We start from the raw sequence: 12262 nt of genomic DNA on the forward strand, positions 1-12262 counted from the left end.
TATTTAATTCAAGTTATATAATAAAATTTAGTTGTTTTTTATAGTTTATAAATTTTTTAGCCTTACGGTAGTGCTTGATTTTGATTTAGGTTTGGTAATAACTATATAAGTCTTGGGCAATATTATCAGTAACTAGATGGTCAACTGGTCCCCCGAATTTAGCAATTTCTTTAACTACACTACTACTCAAAAAACTATATTCTTTAGCTGTAGCTAAAAAAACTGTTTCAACATCTGACCATAGAGTTTTATTAGTATGTGCCATTTGTAGTTCTTTCTCAAAATCTGAGAGAACTCGTAAACCTCTCAATAAAACTTCTGCTTGATGGCTTTTAGCATATTCTACCGTCAAACCAGAAAACTTATCAACTGTGACATTACTGAGATGTTTTATACATTCAGTAATTTGTTGAACTCTTGTTTCTAGGGAAAATATGCAGGTTTTACTTGGATTAGAAATTACCGCGACAATAACTTGATCAAATAACTTACTCCCGCGTTCAATAATATCTAAATGACCTAGGGTGATTGGATCAAAACTCCCCGGATATATAGCAATCACTCTCTCTTCCCTGCTAATATTTGCATCTCGTGTATATTAATTACACAGTTCAACTTAATATCTAATCGTCAACAATGTCAACATAGTCAATAATTGTCATGAAAATTTACATTTCCTTGACTGTAGAACCAGAATCTAGGAGTTTCCAGGCTAATTTAGCGGCCCCCACTATTCCTGCTTGGTTACCTAGTTTAGCTGGCAGTAATTGCAGACCTGAACGAGAAGTTGGTAAAACTCTCCGTTCGATTTCTGCTTGGGTAGCCTTGAGGAATAAATCACAACTAGCACTAATCCCACCTCCAATAATTATGGCTTCGGGAGTCAGTACATAAATTAAACTAGCTAGACCTGCACCTAAGAGAGTACCATATTCTTGCCAAAAAGTCAAAGAAGAGCTATCTCCCGCCCTAGCTAAATTAGCTAAAACAGTTGGGTCTTTCCCAGTCAGGCGGCGAATTGCGGGGACAGAAACATACTGTTCTAGAGACCCATTATTCCCACTATTACAAGGAGGACCAGCAAAATTAAGAGTAATTAAGCCTAATTCTCCCGCAGTACCATAGGGACCCCGGTATAACTGGTGGTTGAGAATAATCGCACCCCCAACACCAGTACCAAGGGTAAGTAAAATAAAGTTAGCAAAATTTTGACCAGCACCTAGCCAAGCTTCCCCTAAACCAGCACAATCAGCATCATTAGCAATAGTAGTAGGAAGATTGGTTTTAGCTTCCAAAAGGTCAGCAAGGGGAATATTCTGCCAATTTTGCAGATTAATACCAATTTTAGCGATTCTTCCGGCAGAATCAGTAGGTCCAGGGGTTCCCAAACCGATCCCGACGCAATTACTATCCTGTTTAAATTGATTCACTTGAGAGGAGATCGCCTCAATCACGGCTTGGGGGTCAGAAGATTGAGGGGTGGGGATCACTTTTTGTTGGAGACATTCACCCTGATAGGTAAAACAGCCAAATTTAATAGCTATGCCTCCTAAGTCAATACCAATTACTTGCTTGGTGGTCATGTTGCAGTTGATGTAAGTGAAAAAATAGGCCCTGTTGAGCTAATAGTTGTTGATAGTTACCAATTTCTCTAATTTTACCCCCCTCAAGAACCACAATGCGATCAGCTTGGCGGATAGTAGAGAGACGATGGGCAACGACAAAAGTTGTTCTTCTCTGCATGAGACGATTTAACGCCTTTTGAATTAATTTTTCGGCGGCAGAATCTAGAGAAGCAGTAGCTTCATCAAGGATTAACACACGGGGATCACGAACCAAAGCCCGGGCGATCGCCACTCTTTGTCTTTGTCCTCCTGAGAGTTTGACGCCATTTTCTCCAATCACAGTATTTAATATTTAAATCTTGTTTATAAAGATTAATTAAGGTTTTAAGCGGTTTTTCTCCTTGATATTGAGAGAGAATAGTTTCAGATGTGTTGATGTGATCACCTATGATCTGTTTGGATGTCATAAATACAATTTCGCAAGTCTAAGTTTTTTGCTCAATCTTTAACATAATGAATGATAAATCGTTAGTTCACTCCCAGAAAAATAATCATAATCTCAGTTTAACTACTAAGTTAGCCTATGGTGTTGGAGAATTAGCAGGCAGTTTACCAGGCAATATACTGGTTTTTTTCTTTTTGATTTTTCTCACCGATGCTGTAGGTTTAAGTCCCACTCTCGCTGGTACTGTGGTGATGATCGCTAAAATTTGGGATGGTATTAATGATCCTTTGGTGGGTTGGTTGAGCGATCGCACTCGTTCCCCCCTAGGTAGACGTTATCCTTGGATTTTAGGAGGTGCTTTACCTTTAGGTCTATTTTTTACTCTACATTGGGTCATACCACCAATTAATAATCAGTTACTACTTTTTAGTTATTACACTTTAATTTCTATTGGATTTTATGCAGCATTTACCTCTGTACTCCTTCCTTTTGGTACTTTGGTAGCAGAAATCACCGAAAGTTATGATCAACGTACTAGTTTAATTAGCTTTAAATCAATTTTTTCTATTGGTGGCAGTATTTTTGCTTTAACTTTAGCCCAGATAGTTTTCCAATCGGTAGAAAATGAGCAACAACAGTATCTAATTTTAGGGGCAACTTGTAGCCTTATTGCCATTATTGCTATTTTTGTTTCTTGCTGGGGTACTTACAAAAGTTATTTTGCTGCACAAAAACGACGTTCTACTCCCAAAACGACCCGACCTATCCCCATTTTGCAACAATTCCGAGTGGCTTTTAGTAATCGTCCTTTTGTTTATGTGATTGGTATCTATTTATTTTCTTGGTTGAGTTTACAGATAACTGCCGCTATCTTACCCTATTTTGTGGTTTATTGGATGGGTTTAGAACGAGACAAAGTTACTCAAATGGCTTTGTGTGTTCAGGGTACAGCTTTACTTACAATATTTTTGTGGAGTTTAGCTAGTAGAAGACTGAGTAAAAAAACTATTTACTGTTTGGGTATTCCTTTTACTATAGCTGCTGAATTAGGTTTCTTGTTTCTACAACCAAATCAAGAAAATTTGATGTATGTATTGGGAATAATGGCGGGGATAGGGTTAGCTACAACCTATTTAGTACCCTGGTCCATGTTACCGGATGTGATTGACTTAGATGAGTTAAATACTGGAGAAAGACGGGAGGGGATTTTTTACGGTTTCCTGGTGCAAATTCAAAAAGTGGGAGTGGCGATCGCGATATTTTTGGTGGGGAGAGTTTTAGACTGGTCAGGTTGGATTAAACCGATAGCAGGGGAGATTGGGGTGAGGCAGCCTGATTCTGTGTTATGGGCTATTCGCTTGATTATGGGGCCTTTACCAGCAATAATTTTAACTGGGGGTTTGGTGTTAGCTGTCTTTTATCCTATCAGTAGAGAAGTGCATAATCAAATTTTACGTCAGCTAAACCAAAGAAGAAAAAACTGAGCTAGAGTTTGTGAAGAATTTGAGCTAAATAGTAATCAAGTACTAGTTTACGTTTTTAAGGCTAAGAACTGCTTTTTGTAAGTATTTCCCAGGAGTTATTCCGACTTTTCTAGGCTTCGCAATTTTTCGGGATGCAGTTTGTAGGGTGCGTTAACCTGCGTGTAACGCACCATAAGTTTATAATCCTACCAAATATCCTTTAAGTTATATCATTTCAAAAGCCTTAAAAAGGCTATATAGCCTTAAGCATTATGATTAAGATATCAAAATAAAGCTCTTTTCCCCCCTTTTTCAAGGGGGGCTAGGGGGGATCTAAATATCCCGACTAGATCCCCCCAAACCCCCCTTATTAAGGGGGGCTTTTCATTATAACTGTAAACATCTATTTGCGAGTAGTTTATGAAGCTACCAAATATCCTTTAAGTTATATCATTTCAAAAGCCTTAAAAAGGCTATATAGCCTTAAGCATTATGATTAAGATATCAAAATAAAGCTCTTTTCCCCCCTTTTTCAAGGGGGGCTAGGGGGGATCTAAATATCCCGACTAGATCCCCCCAAACCCCCCTTATTAAGGGGGGCTTTTCATTATAACTGTAAACATCTATTTGCGAGTAGTTTGTAGAATGCGTTAACCTGCGTGTAACGCACCATAAGTTTATAATCCTACCAAATATCCTTTAAGTTATATCATTTCAAAGGACTCATGAGGTTGTATCTGCCTCCGTGCCTCGGTGCCTCCGTGCCTCGGTGCCTCCTGCCTTCTGCCTCAAAAGGATAACCTTTCTCACCAGTATGAGAATTGCTATATATACAGAGGGAATCAGGAGATTTTGATATTATAGCCTTTGCAACTGATACAATTAAGTATCTAACCCCAACTAATTGTATTAATTAATAAATCTTCAAGGAGACCGATAGGCGTGAATTTTGGTGAAAAGGTAAGTTTTATCTGGGCTGTAGCGGACTTAATTCGGGACACCTTCAAGCGCGGTAAGTATCAGGATGTTATCTTGCCATTCACTGTATTACGTCGCCTAGATTGTGTTTTAGCAGAAACAAAAGAATCAGTACTTGAAACTTATCAAAAATACAAAGATAAGCTAGATAACCTCACCCCCCAACTGTGTAAAAAATCAGGATTTGCCTTTTACAACACCTCTCCCTACAACTTCTCCAGCCTAGTAGGTGACCCCCCAAACCTCAAAGCTAATCTTTTACTCTACATCAACAGCTTTAGCAGCAATATGCTGGAGGTATTAGAAAAGTTTGACTTCCCCAACACCATAGAAAAATTAGACCAGTCAGGCTTATTATTTTTAGTGATGGAAAAGTTTGAGGGGATAGACCTTCATCCAGATATAGTATCTAACCTAGAAATGGGCTATATATTTGAAGAACTGATTAGAAAATTCAATGAAGCCTTAGACGAGAATCCAGGAGAACACTTTACCCCCAGGGAAGTTATCCAGTTAATGGTAAATTTACTGTTTGTGCAAGATAAACCGCAATTGTCACAAGAGTATATAACTAAAACCATATATGACCCTTGTAGCGGCTCAGGTGGCATGTTAACTATCGCCAAAGAACGGATTTTAGAACTAAACCCCAAGGCTAATATTTTTTTATTTGGACAAGAGGTAAACCCTGAAACCTTCGCTGTTTGTAAATCAGACCTTTACATGAAAAGTGCAGATGGCAGGGATGCAGAAAATATACTATTTGGCAGTACTTTATCTGATGATAAACATTTTGATAAAACCTTTGATTATTTACTAGCCAATCCACCTTATGGGAAAGACTGGAAAAGAGATGAAGAAGCTGATAAAAATGGCAATCCAGAACCAGATACTAATTTAAGAGATACAGAAAATGTGCCTTTAAAAGAGGATGTTAATGAGTATTTTGCAAGGGAAGTAAAACCCCATGTAGCTGATGCTTGGATAAGTGAAAGTGTTAGAGATGATAAGGATGGGGAACTAGGGAAGGTTGGCTATGAGATTAATTTTAACCGTTATTTTTATAAGTATGTACCTACCGCCAAGACCGTTAGAAGAAATAGAGGCTGATATTAAGGAAATAGAAGGAGAAATACTCTACATGTTACAGGAGGTTATCTAATGATTTGGATTCAAAAAACAGAAAATATTGCTTTAATTATTTCAATTGTTTCTTTGATTTTCACAATTATTTTTGCTTTGAAGGGAGCAAATTTGCAAAAACAAAATGCCAAAATAGAAAAAGCTAGAGAAGATGAAAGGTTAAGAAAAAATTCTCAAGCAAATTTAGAAATTAAATATTATAAATCAACTAATAAACAAGTAATAAGTTTAGAAATTAAAAATACGGGATTATCCGAAGCTAAAAATCTTGAAATTTATATTGATGGAGATAGTTATAAAAATAAAATTTTAAATCCTATAGAAATAAATACTTTAGAACCTAATTCTCTAATAGAATTTATACTCCCTCCTGCTACTTTTGAATCAGATACTTATATTAATATTGAGGTATTTTGGAATGATGATTCAAATGAACAAGGGAAAAACAAACAAATACTTCCTCGATTAGCATAAGGATAAGAAATGACCAAAAAAACTTACAATTTTTGCAAAGATTCGAGGATTCAATGGTTAGGGAAAATTCCTGCCCATTGGGAGGTTAGTAAATTAAAGTATGGATATGAAACTTATTTAGGTAAAATGCTACAACCTCAGCCAATCTCTTCTCTTGATACTTTAGAACCATACTTAAGAGCAGCTAATATTTCTTGGGAAGGAGTTGATATATCTGATATACAAAATATGTGGTTTTCACCTAATGAAAAAGAAACATATAAATTAAAAAATAACGATTTATTAATTAGTGAAGGCGGAGATGTCGGACGTGCAACCTTTTGGAAAGGAGAGTTACCTAATTGTTATATTCAAAATGCTGTTCATAGAATAAGAAGTAAAACTAATTACAGTAACAAAATATTATATTATTGGTTGTTTTTTCTTAAAAATATTGGCTATATAGATTTAATCTGTAGCAAAGCAACCATAGCACACTTTACATCCGAAAAAGTTAAAGAAACCCCTATCTTATCTATCCCTTTTCAGGAAGTTGAATTTATAATTAATTTTCTCGACAAAGAAACCACAAAAATAGACACCCTCATCGCCAAAACCAAACAAAGCAGAGAAAAACTCAAAGAATACCGCACCGCCATAATATCAGCAGCAGTAACAGGAAAAATAGACATTAGAGAGGAAATTACCCCATGATAGATACTTCTGAGAAAAACTTTGAAACCACCATAGAACAAAGCCTCAAAAACAACGGCTACAACTCCTTAACCAAGGAATCATATAACCCTGAACTTTGCCTAATCCCCGAAGAAGTATTTAACTTCATTCAAGCCACACAACCAGAAGAATGGCAAAAATTCAAAACCCAATACCAAGACGATGCTAAAGAAAAACTCCTAAAACGCCTAGCCGAAACCATCAAAAAAAGAGGCACATTAGAAATACTCAGAACAGAATTAAAAGTAAACGGCTGCCGATTTAAACTAGCCTACTTCCAACCAGAAACCAACCTAAACCCAGAAACCCAAAAACTCTATCAAGCCAACTTCTTCACCGTTATTAGACAACTTCATTACAGGGAAAAAACCCAAAAATCCCTAGACATTGCCCTATTCCTCAACGGACTCCCAATCTTTACAGTAGAACTAAAAAACCCCCTCAACGGGCAAAATGTAGAAAATGCCGTTAAACAATATAGACAAGATAGAGACCCCAAAGAAACACTATTTAACCTTGGAGTTTGTTTAGCACATTTTGCCGTAGACCCAGATAACGTCTTTATGACCACCCATTTAAAAGGAAAACAAACAAAATTCCTCCCCTTCAATCAAGGACAAAATAACGGCGCTGGTAATCCAGCATCAGCCTTAGGATTTAGTAGTGCATATCTTTGGGAGAAAGTATGGCAAAAAGAATCAGTACTAGACTTAATCCAAAACTTTATTACTCAAATTGAAGTAGAAGACGATAAAGGCCAGAAAACCGGAGCAAAAAGCCTAATATTCCCAAGATATCACCAATTAGACACAGTTAGAAGACTAACTACAGACGCTAAAACCAGAGGAGTCGGCCACTCCTACTTAATTCAACATAGTGCAGGTAGTGGAAAAAGTAACTCAATCGCCTGGCTATCTCATCGACTATCAAGCCTTCATGATGCTAATAATAACCGTGTATTTGACTCAATCGTAGTTATAACCGATAGAAAAGTATTAGACCAACAACTACAACGCACTATTCGCCAATTTGAACAAACCAAAGGAGTAGTAGAAAATATAGACAAAACCTCAAGACAACTAAAAGAAGCCCTAGAAGGGGGTAAAAATATCATTGTCACAACCCTACAAAAATTCCCTGTGATTGTGGATGAAATTAGCAACCTCAAAGGGCAAAACTTCGCAGTAATTATAGATGAAGCCCACTCCTCCCAAAGTGGAGAAAGCACCAAAAAATTAAAATCAGTACTAGCCACCAACAGTTTAGAATCAGCCGCCGCCGCCGAAGAAAATGAAGCCACAGAAGATTTAGAAGACAAAATAGTATCAGAAGCCAAAAAAAGAGGAAAAATACCCAACTTAAGCTATTTTGCCTTCACAGCTACTCCCAAAAACCAAACCCTAGAACTTTTTGGCACACAAAAACCAGACGGCAGTTTTGTTCCATTTAGCCTTTACTCCATGCGTCAAGCAATTGAAGAAGGCTTTATTCTAGATGTCTTACAAAACTATACAACCTATAAAACCTATTTTAATCTCTTAAAAACCATTGAAACAGACCCCCACTATGACCGCTCTCAAGCTTCAAGATTACTACGTAACTTTGTAGAACTTCATGACCACGCCATTAACCAAAAAGTAGCGATTATTGTGGAGCATTTCCATACTAATATAGCTCCTCAAATTGGAGGAAAAGCCAAGGCGATGATAGTCACTAAATCCAGACTTCATGCAGTGCGCTATAAATTAGCCCTAGATAAATATATCAAAGAGAATAACTACCGCTATCAAACCCTAGTAGCATTTACAGGCACAGTAAATGACGGCAATGAATTTACAGAAACTAACATGAATACTGCCTCTGCTGGCACTTACATTTCTAACATAGCCAAAACCTTTGAACAACAGGAGTACCGCCTTTTAGTTGTGGCCAATAAATTTCAAACAGGATTCGATGAACCGCTACTTTGTGCCATGTATGTTGATAAGAAGTTAAGGGGAGTAAATGCAGTACAAACCTTATCGAGACTAAACCGCACACACCCTGAAAAAACCTCAACAATGGTGCTAGACTTTGTCAATGAAGTTTCAGACATTCAAAAAGCCTTTCAAGCTTACTATGACCGCACCGAATTAACAGAAGCAACAGACCCCAATCAGCTATATGATATAGAAGCAAAACTAGGAGACTATTACTTCTATGAAAAGAAAGATGTAGAAAAATTTGCCCAAATTTACTTTAATCCAAAATCAACACAAGATAAGATATTTACAGTATTAAAACCAGTAGAAGAGAAAGTAAAACAAGCAGCCAAAGAACAGAAAAAAAACTTTCGTAAACTATTAAACGAGTATATCAAGCTTTATGGATTTGTTTCCCAGTTACTACCAATTCCAGACCAAGAATTGGAAAAATTCTATCAATTTGCCCGTCACTTAATTAGAAAAATTCCCCTAAGTAAAGATAAACTCCCCTTAGAAATTCAACAAAGTATAGAACTAGAACAATATCAAATACAGCAAACATATCAAGGCAAAATTGAACTAGAAAGAGGAAAAAAAGCATTATCACCCATTAAAATTTCAGAAGAAGAGATAACCCAACCCCAAGAAATAGAAGCCTTATCACAAATCATTGAAGAAGTAAACGAACGTTTTGGCACAGAATTCAGTGAAAAAGATAGAGTTTTCATTGAACAATTAGAAAAAGATTTAGACCAAAACAAATCATTACAAGCCAGCTTTAAAGTTAATAGTAATACTCCCGAAAAAGCCAAAATGACCTTTGATGTAGTAGTAAAGGATTTAATGGAAGAAACCATAGAAAGTAACTTTGATTTTTACCAACAATATAATAAAGAACCAGAATTTAAAGACTTATTACTTAATTTGTTGTTCCAGAGATATAGTGAAAGAGCAAAATAAGGCGATGAAGAAGTAGATTGAGTAGCTATTATTTCACAATAAATATAGCGTTTCAAAGGACTCATGAGGTACATAAAATACCTGTTTCCTGCCTCGGTGCCTCCTGCCTCCTGCCTCAAAAGGATAACCTTTCTCACCAGTATGAGAATTGCTATATAAAACTATCAATCAAAAAGAGGAATATGACATTTCAGAAAGTGACACTTTCAGCATAGTATTAAGGTATTGAGTGCTACATAATAATAAAGTCAAGTTAAAACTTACTGTTAAGTATTGTAAAAATAATGGGCAAAATTCTAAAAATACCCTACGAAAAATTTAACCTGGACCCTAACGCACAAGAATATAGTCCACAAAACTCTCTATCAATGGCTTTAGCTTGTAATTTAAGCTATGAAAAAGAGGTAGAAACCGGATCTACCAATGAAAAAAAAATTGATGAATGGGTGAAAAAATGGGGTTTTAACCATATTGTTCATCTTCATGCTAGTAAAGGATTAAAAATTGATACCCAGGGTTTTGTTGCTAGTAAAGAAGGCTTAAGTTTAATTGTATTTCGCGGTAGTGAAAGTGTTCAGGATTGGATGGCTAATTTAACAATAGTCAGAGATGCTGGACCTTTTGAAAATACTAGTATTCATGAGGGATTTCAGGATGCTTTGTTTCCAGTAATCATGGATCTTACTGAAGAAATTACTAGACTTGAAAAAGATGGTAACAAACAAAAAATTTGGATTACTGGGCACAGTTTAGGTGGGGCTTTAGCAACAATTTTAACAGCTATGTATCTTGAAAGAAATCGCCCCCTAGAATGCTTATATACTTTTGGTAGTCCCCGAGTTGGTAATGAGTCTTTTCGGACTGAGTTTAATCACCGTTTTTCTAAGGCTTATCGAGTGGTGAATGGAAATGATCTTGTTCCTCATCTACCTCCTGAACCTATATTTAGTCATGTAGGAAACCCGATTATTTTTGATCCTGAAGGTCGGCATGATGGAGAACTTAGTTTTTGGAATCTAATTAAGCGAGAAGTTATGAATAGATTGCTTCAAGATTTTGGTGATGGTAAATTATCAGGAGTAGAGCGCCATTTACTTGATGACGATGATGGTTATATTCAACGATTACTTGATGATTTACCTTCATAAACTGAAATAAGTTTTGTCAGAGAACAAGCGATCGCCTTTTGGGGAATCAGAGAGATAGATCGCCCCTAAAAATCAACCATCAGATGATGGGGGAGTTTGAGAATGAGGGGAGCGATCGCTCTGGGGGGTTTGAGAATGAGGGGGGGAGGGGAGATCGCCATTGGGAGAAAAAAGAGGAGGTTCGTGAAACATAGATTTTACGAAGCTCTCGTTCTCTATTTCAGTCGTACCAAGCATTGAGAGGGAGTTAACGGCGCCTATCACTTGGGATTCTTCCACCTCTAAATACTTATATAATTCGTCTAGGGTACGATGTCCTGATATTTCCTGAATGATTCTTAGGGGGATTCCAGCGCTACTCATTTGAGTTAGTGCAGTACGTCGGAAGCTGTGGGTACTTACTCCCTCTATACCTACACGGTCACAGGCTTTTCTTAGTATCCATCCGGCTGAGTCTTTGTGTAGATGTTTTCTGCCTTGTTGTTTTTGACCTGGGAATAAGTAACCAGTATATGGGGGGGTGGGATATTTTTCTAACCAGTATCTCACTCAATTCATTAATTACTGGTATCTCTCTGGTGGCTAGTTTGCCCTTAGTGTTGTTTTTCATACGTTGAAGATTACAGGAACTGGAAATAATGAATTATTTGGTGGTAGAGGTAATGATACACTCACTATTAATACTACCGATTTTTATGGTCGTTCTATTGAAAAGGGTGATAATTATTTAGATGGTGAAGAGGGAGATGATTTGCTCAATGGTGGAAATGGTAATGATACACTTATAGGTGGAGAGGGAGATGATTTGCTTAATGGTGGAAATGGTAATGATACACTTATAGGTGGAGAGGGAGATGATTTGCTTAATGGTGGAAGAGGTGCTGACAAGTTTGTTTTAAATTCGTTAAAGGGAATGGATACTATTGAAGATTTCAGTTGGAATCAAGGAGATAAAGTTCATATCGACAAAATAGCACTAGGGGCTACAGATATTTCTCAATTTTCTACCAAATTTGAATCTAGCAATTTATCTACAAGTTTATTTTTCAATCAACAAAAAATTGCTACTGTAGAAAATACTCCTTACAGCTATAGCTTTGGCATTGGTTTTAATGATGTAGTATTAGTATAGAGATGTTTTCGTTCTGTTGCAAAAAATATAAGTCGCACTCGTAATATGTAAAAGTATAGAATTGTTACTGCTTTTATTTAACCTGGAGAGCGAAAAAAAATGGGGGAGATGGAAAAACAGCTAAATAATTCATAGCCTTCGTTGTGACGATGGCGATTAAAATCATCTCTCCTGAAATTTTTCACTCTCCATATTGGCGATCGCTAGTTCTATGATTTCTGGGTCAACTTCTGCGGGCTGAAGCCGCGCAGCTTGGACGACCCAACGTCTGACTAA

11 protein-coding genes are annotated in these 12262 nt (G+C 36.8%); 7 read left to right on the plus strand and 4 right to left on the minus strand.

Annotated features, from left to right (window positions below; genetic code table 11):
• Window positions 1-85 precede the first annotated feature (85 nt).
• From coaD to MW688_RS22765, 3 genes are all read right to left on the minus strand, one after another.
• Window positions 86-562 (minus strand): pantetheine-phosphate adenylyltransferase, encoded by a 477-nt coding sequence (gene coaD, locus MW688_RS22755; RefSeq protein WP_486738303.1) that lies wholly within the window; start codon window positions 560-562, stop codon window positions 86-88.
• A 106-nt stretch (window positions 563-668) separates the two neighbouring features.
• Window positions 669-1583: an ROK family protein gene (locus MW688_RS22760; protein ID WP_486738304.1), complete on the minus strand. Its 915-nt coding sequence runs from the start codon at window positions 1581-1583 to the stop codon at window positions 669-671.
• The gene (locus MW688_RS22765; protein ID WP_486738305.1) at window positions 1555-1905 is read right to left on the minus strand and encodes an ATP-binding cassette domain-containing protein; all 351 of its coding nucleotides are present in this window, start codon (window positions 1903-1905) and stop codon (window positions 1555-1557) included. Before MW688_RS22765 ends, MW688_RS22760 begins: the two co-directional genes overlap by 29 nt.
• 173 nt (window positions 1906-2078) lie before the next feature.
• Here MW688_RS22765 and MW688_RS22770 point away from each other — a divergent pair, with 173 nt between their 5' ends.
• The 6 genes from MW688_RS22770 to MW688_RS22795 all read left to right on the plus strand — a co-directional run bounded on the left by MW688_RS22770 (window position 2079) and on the right by MW688_RS22795 (window position 10854).
• Window positions 2079-3494, plus strand: a complete 1416-nt coding sequence (locus tag MW688_RS22770) for an MFS transporter (protein WP_486738306.1) — start codon at window positions 2079-2081, stop codon at window positions 3492-3494.
• Window positions 3495-4415: 921 nt separating this feature from the next.
• Window positions 4416-5561: a type I restriction-modification system subunit M gene (locus MW688_RS22775; protein WP_486738307.1), complete on the plus strand. Its 1146-nt coding sequence runs from the start codon at window positions 4416-4418 to the stop codon at window positions 5559-5561.
• A 51-nt stretch (window positions 5562-5612) separates the two neighbouring features.
• On the plus strand, window positions 5613-6068 hold the full coding sequence (locus MW688_RS22780) for a hypothetical protein (protein ID WP_486738308.1): 456 nt from the start codon (window positions 5613-5615) through the stop codon (window positions 6066-6068).
• A gap of 9 nt (window positions 6069-6077) precedes the next feature.
• Window positions 6078-6761 carry a restriction endonuclease subunit S gene (locus MW688_RS22785; protein WP_486738309.1) on the plus strand — a complete coding sequence of 228 codons (684 nt, stop codon included), beginning with the start codon at window positions 6078-6080 and terminating at the stop codon, window positions 6759-6761.
• Complete coding sequence (locus tag MW688_RS22790; protein ID WP_486738310.1) at window positions 6758-9706, plus strand: type I restriction endonuclease subunit R; 2949 nt, start codon at window positions 6758-6760, stop codon at window positions 9704-9706. Before MW688_RS22785 ends, MW688_RS22790 begins: the two co-directional genes overlap by 4 nt.
• 284 nt (window positions 9707-9990) lie before the next feature.
• Complete coding sequence (locus tag MW688_RS22795; protein ID WP_486738311.1) at window positions 9991-10854, plus strand: lipase family protein; 864 nt, start codon at window positions 9991-9993, stop codon at window positions 10852-10854.
• A 72-nt stretch (window positions 10855-10926) separates the two neighbouring features.
• Here the strand turns inward: MW688_RS22795 and MW688_RS22800 are convergent, their stop codons facing one another.
• Window positions 10927-11403 (minus strand): tyrosine-type recombinase/integrase, encoded by a 477-nt coding sequence (locus MW688_RS22800; protein WP_486738312.1) that lies wholly within the window; start codon window positions 11401-11403, stop codon window positions 10927-10929.
• Window positions 11404-11467: 64 nt separating this feature from the next.
• On the opposite strand from MW688_RS22800, the gene MW688_RS22805 reads away from it, so the two are divergent.
• Entirely contained in the window at window positions 11468-11986 is a 519-nt protein-coding gene (locus MW688_RS22805) for a calcium-binding protein (RefSeq protein ID WP_486738313.1), read from the plus strand.
• The last annotated feature ends 276 nt before the right edge of the window (window positions 11987-12262 follow it).

Source organism: Johannesbaptistia floridana (assembly GCF_057440575.1).

What these genes read in the sequence shown, in the direction of transcription:
- MW688_RS22760 (WP_486738304.1), bottom strand. Translation starts at nt 1,583, where the DNA reads ATGACCACCAAGCAAGTAATTGGTATTGACTTAGGAGGCATAGCTATT.
- MW688_RS22770 (WP_486738306.1), top strand. Translation starts at nt 2,079, where the DNA reads ATGAATGATAAATCGTTAGTTCACTCCCAGAAAAATAATCATAATCTC.
- MW688_RS22780 (WP_486738308.1), top strand. Translation starts at nt 5,613, where the DNA reads ATGATTTGGATTCAAAAAACAGAAAATATTGCTTTAATTATTTCAATT.
- MW688_RS22785 (WP_486738309.1), top strand. Translation starts at nt 6,078, where the DNA reads ATGACCAAAAAAACTTACAATTTTTGCAAAGATTCGAGGATTCAATGG.
- MW688_RS22790 (WP_486738310.1), top strand. Translation starts at nt 6,758, where the DNA reads ATGATAGATACTTCTGAGAAAAACTTTGAAACCACCATAGAACAAAGC.
- MW688_RS22795 (WP_486738311.1), top strand. Translation starts at nt 9,991, where the DNA reads ATGGGCAAAATTCTAAAAATACCCTACGAAAAATTTAACCTGGACCCT.